The following is an 18,719-nucleotide window of genomic DNA, read 5'->3' as shown; positions in this document are numbered from 1 at the left end:
TTTGATTATATGGGGACGGTACCTGTGAAGGCTGCTCCTGGGAAGCCCTGGAGCGGAGATTTCCCCACGGCCCCACCGCCCGGCGGCGATGGCCTCGGACCTCGGTGGCCGCGACGGATCCCACGACTCCGGATGTGGAGCATCGGCCCCGGCGGTCGTGGTCTGCCCGTGCCCGGGGCGTACCCAGGTGTCCGGCGGGAGCGGCGGAAGTTCACGGCGGATCGACCGGATGACGGTGGGGAAGTACGAGAATGAGCGCCCGTGGCGCCCGGACCGCCGGCGAAGAGCGTGTCGCCCGTGACGACGGGGTCCAGGTCCGGCGCTACAGGCAGTTGGACCCCGGACTATGGCCCGGAGTGTGCAGCACGATGAGCTCCGTACCGGCGGCGGTGAACCGACGGCGGTCGGCAAGGGAAGCCGTCCGGGGCTCTGTCCGGGTGGGTCCGCTGCCACAGGAGGCGGTCGTCCAGATGGAGCGGGACAGGCGCGCCGGTGCGATCGGCGGGTGCCGGAGCGGCGTTGATGCGGTCGTTGTGCGCGTGCGTGCGCACGATCGCAGTCAACCGCCGGTCGCCGACGGCCGCGCGATCACATCCGGGTCGTGGGAGGCGTCGATGACCACGGCTTCCTCGTCGTTCCCGGTGATCCAGACGTTGTCGTCCACCTCCCAGGAGCCGTCGTCGGGGCGGAATGCGCCGGCTGTGACTACGTGTTCGACCCTGCGGTCGCTCAGAACACCACCACGGACCGCAGCACCTCACCCGAGTGCATCTTCTCGAATGCGTTCTCCACTTCGTCGAGGGCGATCGTCTCGGTGACGAAGGCGTCCAGGTCCAGCCGCCCCTGCTGGTACAGATCGACCAGCATAGGGAAGTCCCTGGAGGGCAGGCAGTCGCCGTACCAGGAGGACTTCAGCGAACCGCCACGGCCGAAGACGTCCAGCAGCGGAAGCTCCACCTTCGCGTCGGGGGCCGGTACGCCGACCAGTACCACGACGCCGGCCAGGTCCCGGGCGTGGAAGGCCTGAAGATAGGTCTCCGGGCGCCCCACGGCATCGATCACGACATCGGCCCCGACCCCGCCGGTCAGCCCTCGTACCGCCGCTACCGGGTCGGTCGTACGGGAGTTGACCGTGTGTGTGGCGCCGAAGGTCTCGGCCAGAGCCAGCTTGCGGTCGTCGATGTCCACTGCGATGATCCTGCCTGCGCCGGCGAGGCGGGCGCCGGCGATCGCCGCGTCACCGACCCCGCCGCAGCCGATCACGGCGACGCTCTGGCCGCGGGTGACCGCGGCGGTGTTGAGCGCGGCTCCGAGACCCGCCATGACGCCGCAGCCGAGAAGGCCGGCCGCTTCGGGGCGGACCCGGGGGACCTTGGTGCACTGGCCGGCGGCCACGAGTGTCTTCTCCGCGAAGGCGCCGATACCGAGCGCTGGCGACAGCGCGGTGCCTTCCCCGACGAGTGTCATCTGCTGCCGTGCGTTGTGCGTATCGAAGCAGTACCAGGGTTCTCCGCGTCGGCAGGCACGGCAATCCCCGCACACCGCCCTCCAGTTCAGGATCACGAAGTCGCCGGCGGCGACGTCGGTGACGCCCTCACCGACCGCTTCGATCACTCCGGCGGCCTCGTGGCCGAGCAGAAAGGGGAAGTCGTCGCCTATGACCCCCTGCCGGTAGTGCAGATCGGTGTGGCACACCCCGCAGGCCTGCACCTGCACCAATGCCTCGCCCGGCCCCGGGTCGGGCACCAGGATGGTCTCCACCGACACGGGTCCGCCCTCGTACCGGGCCACAACACCCCTCACCTCATGAGGCATGTCCGTTGTTCCTTCCGTAGGACTTCTGAACAGGACGGGACACCCAGGCGCTGCGGAGATCCCGCCGCAGCCGCCCGAACTCCCTGGCGCTGTCGACGGCGAGCACCCCGGAGATCTCCCCGGCGTTTCGGTACACGGCCGCGAAGCTGTCGTCGAACGAGCCCGAAACGAGCTCGAGTACGTCACCGGCCGCGGGCCGGCCCGCGATCTGGAGGCGGACGCCGTACTGGTCGGACCACACATAGGGCAGCGGATCGTGGGCCGGCTGTGCCGCGGGGTCCTGTCCCTGAAACCCGGCCACCAGCGATCCGGCCGCGGTGACCGGCATGTCGCGCGCGTTGGTCCAGTGCTCGATGCGCAGACGTCCGCCACGGCAGCGGTAGGCGGCCGCGTCGCCCGCCGCGACAACTCCTGGCACGGTGGTGCGGCACCACTCGTCCGTGAGTACGCCGTTGTCACAGGCGACCCCGGAACCCGCCAGCCATTCGGTGTTGGGCACGGCGCCCACCCCGACGACCACCACGTCCGCGGGCAGCAGGCGGCCGTCGGACAACACCACCGCCCGCACCGAGTCCTCGCCCAGGAGGCCCGTGACACCCACACCGGTCACCAGTGCGACCCCGTGGTCCCTGTGCAGACGGCACAGGATCTCAGCCGCAGCCGGCCCCAACTGGCGTGCCAGAGGCATTGGTTCGCACTCGACGACGGTGACCTCGTGCCCGAGGCCGCGCGCCGAGGAGGCCACTTCCGCGCCGATGAACCCGCCCCCCACCACGACGACCCGGCCTGGTCGGGACAGGTCCGCGCGCAGTCGATGTGCGTCGTCGAGGGTGCGCAGGGTGTGCACCGCGCCCATGTCCGGCATCCCGGGAAGCCTGCGGGCGCGGGCTCCCGTCGCGATGACGACACCGTCCGCCGACAGGCTCCGGCCGTCGGCGAGAGAGAGCGTCCGTGAGACCGGATCGAGCGCGGTGGCGCGCACACCGAGCAGCCATTCGGCGTCGAGTGCGGCACGGGAGTCCTCGTCGGTCAGCGCTATGTCCCGGAGGTCACGCTCGCCCGACAGCACCTGTTTGGACAGCGGAGGCCGGTCATAGGGCTCCACTGTTTCCTCGCCGACCAGCACAAGACGTCCGTCGTAGCCTCCGGCACGGAGGGTCTCGGCGGCCCTGACACCGGCCAGTCCGATACCGACGACGGCGATCGTGGTCATCGCGTCGGCTCCACGGTCACCGCCACCGACGCCTCGTCGACGGACACCATGCCGTCGACCACCTGGACGGCATGCGTACGGATGGGGCGCCGGGCAGGCGGACAGTCGGGTTTGCCGGTGCGCAGATCGAAGCGTGACTCGTGCAGCGGGCATTCGATCTCATGGCCGTCCAGCCAGCCGTCCGAGAGTGAGGCCGTCTCGTGGGAGCAGATGTCGTCGACGCAGAAGATGCGTTCGCCGACCTGGACGAGCGCCAGGGGAACCGGCAGGCCGGGCAGGGAAATGCGAGTGACGGTGCCGGGGGTGAGGTCCTCGACGGGGCAGAGCTTGATCACCGGTCCGCTCCCTTCGCGCGTCGGACGTCGTGACGCATGTCGACCGACTCCGGTCCGCGGAACATCCAGCCGACCAGGTTCGGCGTGCGGGTGACGCGCAATCCGGTGAGGGAGGTGAACAGCGCGGGCACTGCGGTGCGCAGTTGCTCGCGTGCCAGATAGGTGCCGAGGCAGTAGTGGGCGCCCAGCGAGAACGCGAGGTGATCGGGCAGATCGGGACGGTCGATGTCGAAGGTGTCCGGGTCGGCGAACTTCCGCTCGTCCCGGTTGGCCGACGCAGCGAGTGCGAGCAGTTTGTCGCCCGCCCGCAGGGTCACGTCCCCGGCCGTGTGGTCGACGGCGAGCTGCCGTGGGAAGGCTCCGATGGGGCTGAGCCAGCGCATGGTCTCCTCGATGGCCGCGTCCAGGGCATCCGGGTCGGCCAGGACGCGGTCGCGCAGTTCCACCCGTGCACACAGCTGCCAGACCAGGGTGGCCAGTGCGTGCCAGGGTTCGTTGAAACCACCGGAGATCATCAGGCGCACCTGGGTGGCGATCTCCTCGTCCGTCAGCGGTTCGGCGATGTCGGCATGCACCATCGCGGAGATCACGGTGTGGTCCGGTGTGGCCTTCACCCGGGCGACGGCCTGGCGGACTCGTTCCCCCACCTCGGCCCTGGCGCGTCCGGCACGCTCCCAGACCACCGGGGAGTTCTCGTGGTTGGCCAGGCCCGCGATGAAGGCACCCGACCACTCGACCACCTGCTTGGTGGTCACGCCGGCAAGCCCCGTGGTCGTCATCAGCGCCTGAGCGGCGAACGGCGCCGCGAAGTCCTTCACCAGATCGAACTCCGGCGTCTCCGCCAGCCGCTCGGCGAGCTGTGTGGCGCTGGAGGTGAGACCCGCCGACCACTGCTGACGCACGTTGCGGCGTTTCAGCGGGCCGTCCACCGAGGAGCGCAGCCTGCGGTGGGCGTCGCCGTCGGTACGGATCATGACCAGGCCCATGGTGCGTTCGGCGAGGGAGTTCTTCTGGTGGGCGGTGAAGATCTCGGGGTGCTCGTCGACGAAGACGACGTCCTCGTAGCGACTGACGAGCCACATGCCGAGCCCGTCCGACCAGGCCCAGGGTTCATGGTCCCTGAGCTCGCGGTAGACGGGGTACGGGTCGGAGTGGAGGTCCTTGCTGATGAGATTCCGTGCGACGGGCATGGAGACTCCTCACAGGGGATGGGCGGCACATCGGGATGCCATGACTGTGGAGCACGCTGCCTGAGCGGGGAATACTCTGGAATCTGCGAAATTGCTGGAAACATCCACAGGAATCCTGAGGTATGAACGATGGCACTCTCCCTGCGCCAGCTCCGGTACTTCGTCGCAGCGGCCGAGGTGGGAACCATTTCGGGCGCGGCGGCGCGCGAGCACATCTCCCAGTCGGCGGTCGCCCTGGCCATCGGCGAGCTGGAGCGCACACTCGGAGTCCAGCTGTTCCTACGCCGCCAGGCCAAAGGGCTGACGATCACTCACGCCGGCCTGTCCGTGCTCGCTGACGCGCGCCCGCTGCTCGCCCACGCGGAGGAACTGGTCTCCAGCGCTCGCCATCTGGGTGGGCAGCTCTCGGGAGACCTGACCGTCGGCTGCTACACGACCTTGGCTCCGTTCCTGATGCCCAGCCTTCTGGAAGGGTTCGCCGCGGAGCATCCGACGGTGCGGCTGAGCTTTGTGGAGGGCTCGCAGGTGGAACTGCAGGAGAAGCTGCTCGACGGCAGGTGCGAGGTGGCCCTGCTGTACGACCTCGACCTGCAGCCGGGCGTTCACCAGGAGACGCTCTACCACACCCGGCCGCACGTCGTTCTGCCCGGCACGCATGCGCTGGCACGGCAGGCTTCGGTGAGTCTGCACGATCTCGCGGACGAGCCGATGATCATGCTCGACTACCCGCCGAGCCGGCACTACTTCACACAGTTGCTCGAGTCGCTCGGGGTACGCCCGGTGATCCGGCACACGACGAGCAGTTTCGAGACCGTGCGGTCGCTGGTGGCACGGGGCCTCGGCTATTCGCTGCTGATCCAGCGGCCTGCCTCCGGTGTCAGCCACGAGGGCAAACCGTTGGCCGAGTGCCCGATCCGGGAGCAGGTACCGGACATGCCCGTGCTGCTCGCCTGGCCCGCCCGCGCGAAGCTCACCAGACGGGCCGCGGCGTTGGCCGACTTCTGCCGCCGGACTCTTCCGGCCGGACCGGTGCCGTGCGGCCCGCGGTGAACGCCGGACACCCGCCCGGCGCCGAACGTGGGGCCGGTCCGGCATGCGAGGGCCGGCATCGGCGGGGCGATCAGCGCGCTTCCGGGCGCCCGCGGCCGAGCCGACTGGTCCGCACGACCGGCCGGGCGGGACGGAGGCGTACGACGGTCCGGCCTACACTCCCGGTGTGAGCATTGAGCACGCGGACAACGAGGACCTGCATTTCTGGTCGTTCATTGATCATGCGGTCGACCGCGCGAGCCGTGAGCTGCCCGGTGTCGATCCGCTGGCCATGCGGTTGGTGCTCACCCTCCACAGGGCCTCGAGCATGCTCGTCTACGACCTGGAATCGACCGTCCACCGGCCCCGCGGGTGGTCCTGGCCCGGCTTCCGAGTGGTGTTCGCGATCTGGCTGTCGGGACCCGTCGAGGCGAAGAAGGTCGCGCAGCTGTCCGGCATGAGCCGTGCGGCCGTGTCCGCGCTGGTGAACACCCTGGAGCGGGACGGCCTGGTCACCAAGGCACGTGCCCCGCACGACGGACGCGCGGTCCTCCTCAGCCTCACCGAGAGCGGTCTGCGGGCGATCACCACGGCATTCGCTGAGCACAACGCACGCGAACAGGAATGGGCGGGTTCGCTCAGCAGGGACGAACAACAGACGCTGATCACCCTGCTGGCGAAACTCGCCGCCCACTCCGGGGCCTTCGACGCCAGGCAACGGACGTAACGGCGAACGCACACCCGCGGCCCGAGGAGGCAACGACCTCCTCGGGCGGCGGCATCCCCCGTCTACTTCTCGGTGGCCCCGCCACGGAGCCGACGGGCCGGCTCCGGCCGCTCGACAGTGCCCGGCCCCGGCGAGCAGACCTCTGCCCGCGCATCGGTCCGATGCAGGCCGGGGCATATGACGACTGCTCCCGGTCGCGGAGAACCGGGAACCGCGAGTCCGTCGGCCGGAGAGCGGAATCGCCGGCGGACCGCCGGGGAGACCGAACCCCCGGCATACCCGGCAGCCAGGACCGGACATCCGGTGGAAGCCGGCCGGCGGGCCACCGGTACGCGCCGGGAACGCCGGAGACTCCGTCTTCAGCGCGCTGCGACCGCGGCCCGCTCCTTGTCCCGACTGCATGCGTCAGCCGCTGTGGGGCCCGATCCGGTTCCGCAGGGTTCCGATGCCGGTGATCCCGACTTCGAGAACGTCGCCGGGACGGGCGAGCAGCGGCGGAGTCCGGGTGATGCCGATACCGCTCGGAGTGCCGAGGGCGACGACGTCTCCGGGGCGGATGGTGAGCGCGCGGGAGATGTAGGACAGCACGGCACCGGGGGTGAAGATCATCTGGGAGGTGTTGGCGTCCTGGACGATGTCGCCGTTGAGCCGGGTGGTCAGACGGCGGCCCCTGTAGTCGAAGCCGTCGTCGGGAACGACGACGACAGGTCCGAGAGGCGCGGTGAGGTCCCCGTTCTTGCCCAGCGTCCATTGGCTGGTCGCCGTCTGGAGGCGACGTGCGCTGAGGTCGTTCATACAGGTCCAGCCCCAGATGGCTGCTGTTGCCTCACCCTCGTCGGCGTTGAGCAGTGGGCGGCCGACGACAGCAGCCAGTTCTCCCTCCCAGTCGAGTCCGTCGTCCCCGGGCGGCACGGGAACAGTTGTCCCGTGGGTGGTGAGGGTGTCTGCCCAGCGGCCGAACACAGTAGGGGCATCAGGTCCGGACGCGAGGCCGGTCTCCTCCGCGTGTTCACGGTAGTTAAGGCCGACACAGAACACCTTGGCCGTGAGAGGGACCGGTGGCGCAAGCTGGAGGCCGGCGAGCGCGAGGATGCTGTCGGGGCGGCCTCCGCGGGGCCCCGGAGAGGCATGGGTGACCCCCGTGGCAGCGAAGTAGCTGTCCACACTCGCGACAGGGCGGACGGCCCCGTCACTCAGCTCCCCGATCCACCTCTCACCTTCGTTCAGAAAACCGATCACTCGCACAGTAACTCCTCCTAGTTCGGTCTTATAGATTGAACGCTTCGATCCCTCCCCTGCAAGTGACCGGCGACGATCTGAAGCCGACAGATACCTTGACACAGCGGTGAACGCCCTATTCACTCGGACCCACGCCGCACGGAGGACATACCGCCGTCGTTCGTTTTGATGGACAGGTGCCCTTGCGCTCCCACTGGAGGGACCGATGAATCGAACATCTGTTACCGCCTTCACGAAGTCGCGGGCGTGGATGGACAGGGCCGGGACCGTCATTCCGACCGGGGCGACATCCGCGGCCCGGCTGGGAGTGCGTCCCACCCCGCTGGTCATGGCCGAGTCCGATGGCGCCCGCATGCGCGACATCGACGGGAACTCCTACCTGGACTTCGCACTGGCCAACGGGCCGCTTCTCCTGGGGCACCGGCCGCAGCCGGTGATCGAGGCAGTGACGGCCCAGATGCAGGCCGGGATGCTCTACGGCGCCCAGCACCGGCTGGAGGCGAAGCTCGCAGAGGCGCTGACGGACGTCATCCCGTCAGCCCAGGCGGTGTGCCTGTCGACGACAGGCAGCGAGGCGGTCCATGCCGCGCTCCGCTTCGCGCGGGCCGCGACGGGACGGCGGCTGGTACTGAGGTTCGAGGGTCACTACCACGGCTGGCTGTCGGACATCGCCTACTCGGGACCGGGCTCTGCGCCGGCGGCGCCGGAAGCCGACCGGACGCTGCCGCCGGTGGCCTTGTCCGCGGGGCTCGGCGCTGCGCCGGATCTGCTGGTGGCGCGCTGGAATGACACGGCAGGGCTGGAACGCGTGCTGGCCGACCACGGTTCGCAGATCGCAGCGCTGATCATGGAGCCTGTGCCCCTTGCCGGTGTACTGGAGCCGGCTCCCGGCTACCTGGAACAGGTCCGGGACCTCACACGGCGCCATGGGATCGTGCTGATCTTCGACGAGGTCGTCACCGGATTCAGGCTCGGACTCAGCGGTGCGCAGGGCAGGTACGGGGTGTTCCCGGACCTGACCGTGCTCGGCAAGGCGCTGGGGGCCGGCATACCGATAAGCGCCGTGGCCGGGGATCACGACATCCTGGCGATGGCCACCGGACCGGCCCCGCACATGGGTACCTTCAATGGACACCCGGTCGCGGCAGCGGCCGCCTGCGCGGCACTGGAGTGCTACCGCGAACCGGGCTTCGACACACGCCTGGATGAGTTGGCCGGGCGTCTTGCCCAGGGGCTGACCGAACTCGGACGGCAGCACGGACTGCCCGTGGTCACCCACCAGGCCGGTGCCCTGGTGCAGACACTCTTCGTACCCCGGGGCACGGAGCTGAGCGACTACGCGGCCCTGGTGTCGGCCACCGACAGGGACCGCGCGGCAGCCTTTGCGGAAGAACTACTGCGCCGGGGCGTCTACCTCCCGCCACGCAATACCTGGATGCTGTCCGCCGCGCACACGGATGACGACATCACAACAGCTCTGGAGTGCGCCGACGCTGCCCTGGGGCAGCTTGAGGAGAATCTGGTATGAGACGCGTGGTGATTATCGGCGGTGGCCACAACGGCCTGATCTCCGCCGCCTATCTCGCCCGTGCCGGGCTTGACGTGACACTCCTGGAGGCACGTGACACGCTCGGCGGAGCCTGCGTCACGGAGGAGGTGATGCCGGGCTTCCGGGCCTCCACTTGTGCCTTCGTCCTCGGACTGGTCCGCCCGGAGATCATCTCCGATCTGCGGCTGCGCGAGCACGGCCTGCGTCTCTACAGTTCGCCGGACGCGCTTGCATTCAGCACTGACACGGCCGGAAATCGGTTCTTCATGTGGAAGGAACCCGACCGGACACTGCGCGAGATCAAGAAGCGCTTCGGCCCGCGGGATGCGGATGCCTTCGTCGAGTTCGGCGTGCACATGCAACGGCTCAGCGCCATCATGCGGCCGATGCTCATGCAGCCCCCACTCCCCCTCAGCGGTTTCATCCGGGAGTTCGAACAGCGCGAGTCGATGGACCTGTTCCAGAGGTTCGTGACGGGCAGCGTGGCGGATCTGCTCGATCACTACTTCGATTCCGACATGCTCAAGGGCTTCCTGGCGTTCAGTGGGATGGTCTCCGTCCACGGTGCCCCCAGCACCCCGGGCACCGCGTACGTCCTCGCGCACCACAGCGTGGGAGAGTTCGAGGGACAGTTCGGCAAGTGGGGGTTCGCCAAGGGCGGAGTGGGGGCTCTGAGTGCCTCGATCGCCGCCTCGGCCACAGCGCACGGAGCGACACTGCGCAGCTCCTGCACCGTTGACCACGTGGACGTCCGCAATGGGAAGGCCCGGGGTGTCGTCCTCACCGACGGTGAGGAGATCGCTGCGGACATCGTGCTGTCCAATGCCGACCCGAAGCGTTCCCTGCTGCAGCTGGTGGGCCGCGAGCACCTGCCCGAGGAGATGGTGCGCGGCATCGAGGACTACGACGTGCGCGGCTCCCAGTGCCGGGTGCTCGTGGCAGTGGACCGGCTGCCGCAGTATGTCGGCATGCCGGAGGGAAAGGGGCCCCAGCACAACGGGCACGCCTTCCTCAGCCCGGACCTCGGCGCCTACGAGGACGCCTTCGACCGGGCCAGGCAGGGGCAGCTGCCCGTCGATCCGGTGGTCGAACTGACCATCGACTCGGTGCGGGAGCCCGACCTGGTCCCCGAGGACCGGCACATGATCGTCACAGGCGTACAGCAGTTGCCCTTCGAGCTGGCCGGCCGTACCTGGGACGACGCCCGACAGGATCTGATCGACCTGGTCCTGCGGCGGCTGTACGAGCATGCGCCGAACCTGCGCGGTGCGGTCCTGGGAACCCATGCCATCACCCCCCTCGACCTGGAGCGGGAGTACGGCTTGACCGGCGGGAACATCTACCACGGTGCGATGTCCGTGAACCAGCTCCTGGAAAACCGGCCGGGCTCCGGGCTGGGCGGGTACCACACCCCGATCGACGGCTTCTATCTGTGCGGCTCGGGGACTCACCCGGGTGGCGGGGTCATGGGCGCAAGCGGCTACAACGCGGCCATGGCGGTGCTCACCGCGCACGGAATGCCGACTCCTCGGCCCTGGGGGCATGAGCACACACTGCGGACTCTGCGACGCCGCGGGCTCGAGGATGCGCTTCACGCCGCGTATGCGGCGCCCGGCTTGCGCCGGATCATCAACGGCGCCGCGCGGCAGCGCTGGCTGCGCCCTTTCACGAGCCTGGGTACCCGCCGTCCTGGAGGCAAGGGATGAACGACACTCCAAGGGCGGGCGGAGAGCGCCGTCTGCGCAGTCAGCGCTGGTTCGGGACCGATGATCTGAGCGGGCTCGCCCACCGCAGTACGCTGACCCCCATCGGCCTGTCACGGGAGCACTTCGACGGGCGCCCCTTCATCGGCATCGCGCAGTCCTGGTCGGACTTCGCACCGTGCAACGTGCACTTCCGCCAGATCGCCGAGCACGTCAAGCGGGGGGTGGCCGAGGCCGGCGGTGTCGCGATGGAGTTCCCCACGATCTCGCTGGGTGAAAACCTTGCCAAGCCCACAGCGATGCTGTTTCGCAACCTGATGGCGATGGACGTCGAGGAGTCCATCCGGATGTATCCCATGGACGCGGTCGTCCTCCTGGGCGGATGCGACAAGACCCTGCCGGCCCAGCTGATGGGTGCGGCCAGTGTGGACATACCCACCATCGTGGTGACCGCAGGCCCGACGACTCCCCGCATTCACGCCGGACGGCAGCTGGGCGGCGGCACGGACGCCTGGAAGCTGGCTGAGCGGGTACGGTCAGGCGTCGCCGACGGCGCGGAAGTGGCCGATCTGGAGGCTTCCATCATGTCGACCCCGGGACACTGCAACGAAATGGGCAGTGCGTCGACGATCAGCGCGGCCAGTGAGGCGCTCGGTCTGGCTCTGGCCGGCTCCAGCACCATTCCGGCCATGGACGGCCGGCGTCTGGCTGCCGCGGCTGAGGCAGGACGCCGGGCGGTCCGGCTGGCGCGCGACGGAAGCCCGCTGCCGTCCGAGATCCTGAGCCGCGATGCACTGGAGAACGCCGTCACCCTGCTGATGGCGCTGGGGGGGTCGACCAACGCCATCGTGCATCTGCTCGCCCTGGCGGGCCGCCTCGGTGTCGGTCTGGATCTCGACGACTTCGCCCGGATCTCGGCGCGCACGCCCCTGCTGGCGAACCTGCGCCCGAGCGGCGAGTTCCAGGTCCAGGAGCTGGATGCGGCGGGCGGTGTCCCGGCGGTGCTCAAGGAACTGTCGCCACTGCTGCATCTGGATGCCCCGACCGTAACCGGCCGCACTATCGGGCAGGAGATCGCCGGAGCCCGGGTCACCGACCGGACGGTGATCGCTTCGATGGACGCTCCACTCGCCCGCACGGGCGGCCTGGCGGTGGTCCACGGATCGCTGGCACCGGACGGGGCCGTCATCAAGACCAGCGCTGCCAGCCCCGACCTGCTGGTCCACAGGGGTCGCGCGGTTGTCTTCGACAACATCCGAGACCTCGCCGCAAGGATCGACGATCCCGATCTGGAGGTCGCTGCCTCCAGCGTCCTGGTGCTGCGCAACTGCGGCCCCAAGGGCGGACCCGGGATGCCCGAATGGGGCATGCTGCCGATCCCGGCCAAGCTCCTCGCCCAGGGTGTCACGGACATGGTCAGGATCTCCGATGCCAGGATGAGCGGAACGGCATTCGGCACGAATGTGCTTCATGTGGCGCCCGAGGCGGCTGTCGGCGGACCGCTTGCCCTGGTCGAGGACGGCGACCTGATTGTTCTGGACGTGCCCTCCGGAATCCTCGACCTGGAGGTTCCGGCCACGGAACTCGAAGAACGCCGGCGGGAGCTGAAGCTGCCCCCGCCGCGCTACCGCCGCGGCTATGGCGCCCTCTACCTACGGCACGTCCAGCAGTCCAACACCGGCTGCGACCTCGACTTCCTGACCGCACAACCGGGTGACCCCGCGGACAACGAGCCCGAAGGCATCCTGGAGGGATGGCACGGTGGCTGGTGAACCGGGTGGGCTAGCGGCCGCCAGGGCCCGTTGTCGGGTTGGCGATCAGCAGAATGGTCTTGGTCTCGACGTCGTCCAGCGAACCGATCCGATAGGGCTCCTCCGGCAGCCGGTAGGTGTCGCCCGGTCCGAGCGTCTCCTCCTGCCCGGGCACTCCGGCGCTCACCCGGCCGTCGATCACGTACAAGTACTCGGTCATCCCCGGGCGCCCCCCGCTGGAGTTGTGCGTCTGACCGGGGAGAAATGTCACCTCGTAGACGTCGACACCCGTACCGACGGGGATCTGCGCAATGATCCGGCCGCGCGAGGACTCACTGTCGACACGTGCCCCCTCGTCCGCCCGAAGGACCTGCGGGATCTGCTCGTGGATGACATCCGCCAGAGTGCACCCCAGGGCTTCGGCGATGCTCCACAAGGTCTGAAGAGTCGGGTTCCCCGTCCCGGACTCCAGGTTTGTGAACGTCGATTTGGCAAGCCCCGTATGCCGCGCCATGTCGGACAGCGACATCCCGCTTCGCTTCCGCAGGCGGCGCAGGTTGGCAGCCACCGTTTGTTCTATTGAACCCACCCGTTCCCATCCTCCCTTTTCCTTCCCTGTCAGAGCGGAAGGAAGAGTACCCCGGCATCCCCGGGACGGTACCACATCGTTCATTTTACTGAACGATCCGTCGATCCGTCATCGGGGGGTGCCCCTGACCTGCGAGAGAGATGCCATGGCCCAGCCCCAGGTACACAACGAACTGTTCATTGGTGGAACGTGGCGGCCCTCCGCCGGCAGCGCAACCCACCTCGTGGTCAACCCCGCCGACAAGACCACGCTGGCGGCCTTCCCCATCGCCGACGCGGACGACGTCGACGCCGCCGTCGACGCCGCCGAACGCGCCTACGCCGAGTACCGGCGAAGCACGCCGAGCGAGCGGGCGCGCCATCTGCTCGCCCTCGCCGCCGCCATGGAAGCCGACCTGGACACCCTGGTCGAGCTGGAGTCCCAGAACGTGGGCAAGCCCCGCGGCAACGCGCGCCAGGAGATTGCGTTCGCCATCGACCTGCTGCGCTTCTGCGCCGGCGCAGCACGCACCATGGAGGCGAGTGCCGCCGGCGAGTACGTGCGGGGTCAGACCTCCATCGTGCGGCGGGACCCGCTGGGTGTGGTCGCGCAGATCGCGCCGTGGAACTACCCCATGGTGATGCTCGCCTACAAGCTCGGCCCGGCCCTGGCGACGGGCAACACCACCGTCTTCAAGCCGGCCGAGCAGACGCCGCTGTCCACCCTGCGTGTCGCCGAACTCGCTGCCGACCTGCTGCCGCCCGGGACGTTCAACGTCCTCACCGGAGACGGCAGGACCGGATCACTCCTGGTGCGGCACCCCACCGTGCGCATGGTCTCCCTGACCGGCGATTCCGCCACCGGCCGCACCGTCGCCCGAGAGGCCGCGGAGACACTCAAGCGTGTCCACCTCGAACTCGGCGGCAAGGCTCCCGCCCTGGTCTTCGACGACGCGGACCTCGACCACACGGTCTCTGTGCTCCGGCGGGCCTCCTTCTACAACAGCGGGCAGGACTGCACCGCCGTCACCCGCGTACTCGCAGCGGCCTCCATCGCCGACGAACTCACCGAGCGCCTCGTGGAAGCCGCCCGTACGACCCGCGTCGGCAACCCGGCTGAACACGATGACCTGGACATGGGACCGCTGGTCTCATCGGCCCAGCTCGAGCGGGTGAGCGGCTTCATCGACCGGCTGGAGTCAGGCAGCGGCAAGGTGGCGATCGGCGGCACCACGCCGGGCGACGAGGGGTTCTACTTCCAGCCGACCGTCGTCACCGGAGCCGCGCAGGACGACGAGATCATCCAACGCGAGGTCTTCGGCCCGGTCGTCACCATTCAGACGTTCGAGAACGAGGACGAGGCCGTCCGGATGGCCAACGGAACCGACTACGGACTGGCCGCCTCGGTGTGGACCAAGGACGCCGGCCGGGCGGTCGACGTCACCGGCCAGCTGGAATGCGGAGCCGTCTGGGTCAACGAGCACGATCTCGTCACCCCCGAGATGCCGCACGGCGGTATCAAGGCATCGGGCTACGGCAAGGACCTCTCGATGTTCAGCGTGCAGGACTACACCCTCGTCAAGCACGTGATGATCAACCACCGCCGCAGCTGACCGGCCGCACCGGCCCATCCGCCCCGCCCCAGGCGTCCGTGTGGCCGCCCGGGGCGGGCGGGACCACCACGGGGACGCCTCACCAACCGCTCATTCCATACCCAGGAGGTACCGTGACATCTTCCCCACAGCCGGGAGCAGCGGCCGGGCACAAGATCGGCTTTTTCCGCAACGTCGCCCAGCCATTGTCCGTGTCCGGCCCCTCCGCCGGCACCGCGGTCCTGCCAGGAACCATGGTGGCGGTCACAGGCACCGCAGGAGCCAGCTCGTTCCTGTTCGGCCTGCTGGCCGGCATGCTCGTCGCCTACGTCTTCGCCTCCCTCGCCAGGCACTTCCCCTCGGCCGGAGCGCCCTACTACTACGCCGGAATCCTGTCCGGGACCCGTATCGCCCTCCTCGTCGGCTGGGCTTATCTCCTCACCTACGTGGGCTTCGCCGGCAGCGTCCTTTCCAACGAGGCGAACTACGTCGAGGCGGCCATGGGATATGTGGACGCACCCACCCTCCCCTGGCCACTGGTCGCCTTCGTACTGTGGGTCTGCTGCATGATCATCGTGCTGCGCAGGATCGAGTTCAACACGGGATTCCAGGTCACCATGGAGACGCTGGGCGTCCTGGCCCTGCTGGTCGTCGGCATCGCCGTGCTGGTCTCGAGTGACACGGGAGGGCATGGGCTGGGCCTGGACGTCTTCTCGCTCAGCGGCGTCTCCCTGAGCAATCTCTTTCTGGGCATCACGATCGCCCTGAGTGCATACGGCGGCTTCGAGTCGGGGGCATCACTCAGTGAGGAGACCGAGCAGCCCGGACGCACGGTCCCCGCGAGCATGTGGACGTCCCTGCTGCTCAGCGGCGCGCTGTACATCTTCGCGTGCTGGTTCATCAACGTCGGATTCCACGGCGACCTGGACCGCCTCGCCGCCTCACCGTCCCCATTGTTCGATCTCGCTGAACGCCTGTTCGGATCAGTAGTTGCGTTCATCATGACGATCATCGTGCTCCTGGCCGGACTGTCCACCGTGACAGCAGCGTCCACGGGCGCCATCCGCACCTTGTTCGCGATGGTCCGCGACGGCCTGCTTCCCGCCCGAAGAGCCCGGGGAACCGATCCCCTGCAGACTGACGGATCAGTACCACGGCGCATTGTTCTCATGTGCATGATCCCTGTCCTTGCACTGAGTATCGGTTTCTTCACGACCGACGCGTACAGCGCGTTCGTCTACGTTGCCACCGCTGCCGCCTTCATGCTGACCACGGTCTACTTCGCCATCGCCCTCCTGAGCGTGCCCTGGTTCGCAAGGCTGCGCAGTTGGCTTGGACTGGCATGCTCTCTCATGGCCACCGGCCTGCTCGGCTATGCGCTGTATGTCACCATGGACTCTCAGACAGACCCCATACTGCGTGTTCTGCCCTTTGTCGACCTTGCGCTCCTCGGGATCGCCGGAGTCTTCGCCGTCTGCGCCGGACACGTCGTGCGGCGCATGAGCACCTCGCCCCACTGGGAAGCCGGGCGTGCGCGCCGCGATCAACTCATGACGGGCAGAGCGAGCACCCGCAGCCATCCCCCGGGCGCTGCATCACCCATGAGCAAGGAACCCGCGCCATGACATCCGGCACGCCTCTCGCGCCGGGATTCAGAGCCCTGCTCCACGAGCCGGACGCTGGCGACGAGCCGCCCCCCGAACCCTGGGACCTCCCGATCGCCGAGACCCGGCAGTTGTACCGGGACATGATGCTGGCCGGCAGCCCGCCCGAGTTCTGGTCACCCGTGGCCAGGACGACCGAAAGCACCCTGCCGCTGCCCAGCGGTCCCCGGCCGGCCCGCGTCCACTACCCGCTGCGGCCACTGGGCCGGACCGTGGTCTACTTCCACGGAGGGGGATGGACTCTCGGCGACCTCGACACTCACGACGGCGTCGCGCGGCTGATCTGTGACGAACTGGGTGCCACCGTCGTGAGTGTCCACCTCCCGCTGGCACCGGAGTCACCGTTCCCCGGGCCGATCATCAGCGCGGTCGAAGCCGTTCTCCACGTTTCGAGGGAGCGGGCGGGCCTCGGCGGTGCAGGGGCGCCCCTGATCGTCGCCGGCGACAGCTCGGGCGCCAACATCGCCGCCGCCGCTGTCCGCCGCATCGCCAACACCCGACCCGGGCTGGTTTCCGCCCAGTTCCTCCTGTACCCGGCCACTGACCTGTCCAGCGGATATCCCGACACCTTGCCCTGCGCCAGCGGCTACTGGTTCGAAGCCAAGCACGCCCGCTGGTTCGTCGAGCAGTACCTGCCCGACCCGGCACTCGCGCAGGATCCCGACGCGAGCCTGGTTTATGCCCAAGACCTGTCGGGCATGCCACCGACCGCTCTCGTCACCGGCTCACACGACCTGCTGCACGACGAGGGAGCACGCTACGCCGACCTGCTGCAACGGGCCGGTGTGAAAGCCACGTTCACGGAAGCACTGGGGATGATCCACGGCTTCTTCGGATTCGCCAGCACCATCCCCGAAGCAGGCGAGGCTGCCCGCCTTGGTTGCGCGGCCCTCACGGCACTACTGCCCCCTGGGTGAAGCTGCGCTCACGGTTACCGGGGCGGTCACCGCATACGACAACCTCCATGTCGCGAGGGATTCGGCGCTGGATGGTGCGGTGGCGGCAGGTAGGACCCTGTCCATAGGCGGGACGGTTTCAGCGAGTGAGGACCTCCACGTCACCAGGAGCGCATCTGTGGGGGGGCAACCTTTCCATCGGTGGCAGGGCCGGACGCCGGCACCTCGCCCGCTGCACGCGGGCCGAGCCGGGCCGGTCAGGCATGGCGGCCCTCCACCCGGGAACGGACCGGAGAGCACCCCGGCACCGGTCACCCCCGGCGCCCCGCGGGCAGCGCGAACTCGGCGTCAGGTCCGGCGCGGCATACGGGGCAGGAGATGCCCATTGAGCTGTACTGAGATTTGTGGAGTCCCTGATGCCAGGGTTACGGTCCTGGCGAAGGAGATCCACCAGCACCATGCCAGCACCCCGGAAGTACCCCGATGAACTCCGTGAGCGGGCGGTCCGCGAGGTCCGCACCACCGGCCGCCCGATCGCGCACGTCGCGAAGGACCTGGGCATCCACAAGGAGGCCCTGCGCGGCTGGGTCCGCCAGGCCGAGGCCGACCGTGGCGAGCGCGACGACCAGCTCACTACCGCCGAGCGGGACGAGCTGAAGCAACTCCGCAAGGAGAACGCCGAGCTGAAGCGGGCGAACGAGATCCTGAAAGCCGCCTCGGTGTTTTTTGCCCAGGAGATCGACCGTCCCCGGACGAGGCCGAGCAGGTGATCGACCACCTGCGTGACAACGGTCTCGGGGTCGATCCCGTCTGTCGGGTGCTGGACCTGTCGCCGTCGACGTATTTCGCCCGCAAGAAGCGGCCGAAGTCGGCCCGCCGGCTCCGCGACGAACAGCTCATGCCGGTGATCGAGGAGATCCACGTGGAATCGGGCGGGACCTACGGCGCCCGTCGGATCACGCGCGCTCTGCGGCGCAAGGGTGTCGAGGCGGCCCGCTGCACCGTCGAGCGGCTCATGGCCGAGCTCGGTCTGGAGGGCGTGATCCGTGGCCGGCGGCGCCGCACCACGATCCCGGAGCCTTCGGCGCCCCGTCCGCCGGACCTGGTGGACCGCAACTTCACCGCGGCGCGGCCCGATCAGCTGTGGGTGGCCGACATGACGTATGTCCGCACATGGTCGGGCTGGGCATATGTGGCGTTCGTACTGGACGTGTACTCACGGATGACCGTCGGCTGGCAGGCCGCCGACCACATGCGGACCGAACTGCCCCTGGACGCCCTGGAGATGGCGCTATGGCGCCGGAGAATCAAGAAGGACCCCGGCCTCATTCACCACAGCGACAGGGGCTCGCAAGGCGGATTCAACTGGTCGTCGCAACACCTCGTAGGCATGGAGGTGTTGGATGGTGCGTCGTCAGCAGGCAGCGGACCGGGCGCTGCGTCCGAAGC

General features: G+C 68.7%; 16 protein-coding genes and 1 pseudogene. 10 read left to right on the top strand and 7 right to left on the bottom strand.

What is annotated here, in order from left to right; genetic code table 11:
- Positions 1-104: 104 nt before the first annotated feature.
- The 5 genes and pseudogenes from ACIBCM_RS08960 to ACIBCM_RS08940 all read right to left on the bottom strand — a co-directional run.
- Positions 105-733: pseudogene (locus tag ACIBCM_RS08960) on the bottom strand (MBL fold metallo-hydrolase); the annotation flags it as partial.
- Positions 730-1,815, bottom strand: coding sequence for an S-(hydroxymethyl)mycothiol dehydrogenase (locus tag ACIBCM_RS08955; protein ID WP_399241305.1), 1,086 nt, complete (start codon positions 1,813-1,815; stop codon positions 730-732). The pseudogene ACIBCM_RS08960 and the gene ACIBCM_RS08955, both read right to left, overlap by 4 nt.
- Positions 1,805-3,028: an NAD(P)/FAD-dependent oxidoreductase gene (locus ACIBCM_RS08950; protein ID WP_399241304.1), complete on the bottom strand. Its 1,224-nt coding sequence runs from the start codon at positions 3,026-3,028 to the stop codon at positions 1,805-1,807. The genes ACIBCM_RS08955 and ACIBCM_RS08950 overlap by 11 nt, the downstream gene beginning before the upstream one ends.
- Positions 3,025-3,363, bottom strand: a complete 339-nt coding sequence (locus ACIBCM_RS08945; RefSeq protein ID WP_399241303.1) for a bifunctional 3-phenylpropionate/cinnamic acid dioxygenase ferredoxin subunit — start codon at positions 3,361-3,363, stop codon at positions 3,025-3,027. The genes ACIBCM_RS08950 and ACIBCM_RS08945 overlap by 4 nt, the downstream gene beginning before the upstream one ends.
- The gene (locus ACIBCM_RS08940; RefSeq protein WP_399241302.1) at positions 3,360-4,553 is read right to left on the bottom strand and encodes a cytochrome P450; all 1,194 of its coding nucleotides are present in this window, start codon (positions 4,551-4,553) and stop codon (positions 3,360-3,362) included. The genes ACIBCM_RS08945 and ACIBCM_RS08940 overlap by 4 nt, the downstream gene beginning before the upstream one ends.
- A 129-nt stretch (positions 4,554-4,682) precedes the next feature.
- Between ACIBCM_RS08940 and ACIBCM_RS08935 the strand changes: the two genes are divergently transcribed.
- Complete coding sequence (locus ACIBCM_RS08935) at positions 4,683-5,603, top strand: LysR family transcriptional regulator (protein ID WP_399241301.1); 921 nt, start codon at positions 4,683-4,685, stop codon at positions 5,601-5,603.
- Between the two features lie 166 nt (positions 5,604-5,769).
- Entirely contained in the window at positions 5,770-6,309 is a 540-nt protein-coding gene (locus ACIBCM_RS08930) for a MarR family winged helix-turn-helix transcriptional regulator (RefSeq protein WP_399241300.1), read from the top strand.
- 405 nt (positions 6,310-6,714) lie between these two features.
- On the opposite strand, the gene ACIBCM_RS08925 is transcribed toward ACIBCM_RS08930, so the two are convergent.
- Positions 6,715-7,548: a fumarylacetoacetate hydrolase family protein gene (locus ACIBCM_RS08925; RefSeq protein WP_399241299.1), complete on the bottom strand. Its 834-nt coding sequence runs from the start codon at positions 7,546-7,548 to the stop codon at positions 6,715-6,717.
- 205 nt (positions 7,549-7,753) lie between these two features.
- On the opposite strand from ACIBCM_RS08925, the gene ACIBCM_RS08920 reads away from it, so the two are divergent.
- The 3 genes from ACIBCM_RS08920 to ACIBCM_RS08910 are packed head-to-tail and all read left to right on the top strand — an operon-like array spanning position 7,754 to position 12,572.
- Positions 7,754-9,076 (top strand): aspartate aminotransferase family protein, encoded by a 1,323-nt coding sequence (locus ACIBCM_RS08920; protein ID WP_399241298.1) that lies wholly within the window; start codon positions 7,754-7,756, stop codon positions 9,074-9,076.
- Positions 9,073-10,803, top strand: a complete 1,731-nt coding sequence (locus ACIBCM_RS08915) for a phytoene desaturase family protein (protein WP_399241297.1) — start codon at positions 9,073-9,075, stop codon at positions 10,801-10,803. The genes ACIBCM_RS08920 and ACIBCM_RS08915 overlap by 4 nt, the downstream gene beginning before the upstream one ends.
- Positions 10,800-12,572 carry a dihydroxy-acid dehydratase gene (locus ACIBCM_RS08910; RefSeq protein ID WP_399241296.1) on the top strand — a complete coding sequence of 591 codons (1,773 nt, stop codon included), beginning with the start codon at positions 10,800-10,802 and terminating at the stop codon, positions 12,570-12,572. Before ACIBCM_RS08915 ends, ACIBCM_RS08910 begins: the two co-directional genes overlap by 4 nt.
- Positions 12,573-12,582: 10 nt before the next feature.
- On the opposite strand, the gene ACIBCM_RS08905 is transcribed toward ACIBCM_RS08910, so the two are convergent.
- The gene (locus tag ACIBCM_RS08905) at positions 12,583-13,224 is read right to left on the bottom strand and encodes a helix-turn-helix domain-containing protein (RefSeq protein WP_399241295.1); all 642 of its coding nucleotides are present in this window, start codon (positions 13,222-13,224) and stop codon (positions 12,583-12,585) included.
- Positions 13,225-13,285: 61 nt separating this feature from the next.
- On the opposite strand from ACIBCM_RS08905, the gene ACIBCM_RS08900 reads away from it, so the two are divergent.
- The 5 genes from ACIBCM_RS08900 to ACIBCM_RS08880 form a co-directional block, all read left to right on the top strand.
- Entirely contained in the window at positions 13,286-14,731 is a 1,446-nt protein-coding gene (locus ACIBCM_RS08900; RefSeq protein ID WP_399241294.1) for an aminobutyraldehyde dehydrogenase, read from the top strand.
- Between the two features lie 113 nt (positions 14,732-14,844).
- On the top strand, positions 14,845-16,335 hold the full coding sequence (locus ACIBCM_RS08895; RefSeq protein ID WP_399241293.1) for an APC family permease: 1,491 nt from the start codon (positions 14,845-14,847) through the stop codon (positions 16,333-16,335).
- Positions 16,332-17,291, top strand: a complete 960-nt coding sequence (locus ACIBCM_RS08890; RefSeq protein WP_399241292.1) for an alpha/beta hydrolase — start codon at positions 16,332-16,334, stop codon at positions 17,289-17,291. Before ACIBCM_RS08895 ends, ACIBCM_RS08890 begins: the two co-directional genes overlap by 4 nt.
- Before the next feature lie 437 nt (positions 17,292-17,728).
- Entirely contained in the window at positions 17,729-18,040 is a 312-nt protein-coding gene (locus ACIBCM_RS08885) for a transposase (RefSeq protein ID WP_399241291.1), read from the top strand.
- On the top strand, positions 18,037-18,719 hold a 683-nt coding region (locus tag ACIBCM_RS08880; protein WP_399241290.1), incomplete at its 3' end, for an IS3 family transposase. The genes ACIBCM_RS08885 and ACIBCM_RS08880, both read left to right, overlap by 4 nt.

The sequence above is a fragment of the Streptomyces sp. NPDC051018 genome (assembly GCF_044456085.1).
Classification (GTDB): Bacteria; Actinomycetota; Actinomycetes; order Streptomycetales; family Streptomycetaceae; genus Streptomyces.
Note: the sequence above shows the minus strand (reverse complement) of the source record. Positions and strands in the feature narration are given on the sequence as shown.

Bases quoted from the DNA above. Each gene is read 5' to 3' on its own strand.
- ACIBCM_RS08955 (WP_399241305.1), bottom strand. From the start codon at position 1,815: ATGCCTCATGAGGTGAGGGGTGTTGTGGCCCGGTACGAGGGCGGACCC.
- ACIBCM_RS08950 (WP_399241304.1), bottom strand. From the start codon at position 3,028: ATGACCACGATCGCCGTCGTCGGTATCGGACTGGCCGGTGTCAGGGCC.
- ACIBCM_RS08940 (WP_399241302.1), bottom strand. From the start codon at position 4,553: ATGCCCGTCGCACGGAATCTCATCAGCAAGGACCTCCACTCCGACCCG.
- ACIBCM_RS08935 (WP_399241301.1), top strand. From the start codon at position 4,683: ATGGCACTCTCCCTGCGCCAGCTCCGGTACTTCGTCGCAGCGGCCGAG.
- ACIBCM_RS08920 (WP_399241298.1), top strand. From the start codon at position 7,754: ATGAATCGAACATCTGTTACCGCCTTCACGAAGTCGCGGGCGTGGATG.
- ACIBCM_RS08915 (WP_399241297.1), top strand. From the start codon at position 9,073: ATGAGACGCGTGGTGATTATCGGCGGTGGCCACAACGGCCTGATCTCC.
- ACIBCM_RS08910 (WP_399241296.1), top strand. From the start codon at position 10,800: ATGAACGACACTCCAAGGGCGGGCGGAGAGCGCCGTCTGCGCAGTCAG.
- ACIBCM_RS08905 (WP_399241295.1), bottom strand. From the start codon at position 13,224: ATGAACGATGTGGTACCGTCCCGGGGATGCCGGGGTACTCTTCCTTCC.
- ACIBCM_RS08900 (WP_399241294.1), top strand. From the start codon at position 13,286: ATGGCCCAGCCCCAGGTACACAACGAACTGTTCATTGGTGGAACGTGG.
- ACIBCM_RS08890 (WP_399241292.1), top strand. From the start codon at position 16,332: ATGACATCCGGCACGCCTCTCGCGCCGGGATTCAGAGCCCTGCTCCAC.
- ACIBCM_RS08885 (WP_399241291.1), top strand. From the start codon at position 17,729: ATGCCAGCACCCCGGAAGTACCCCGATGAACTCCGTGAGCGGGCGGTC.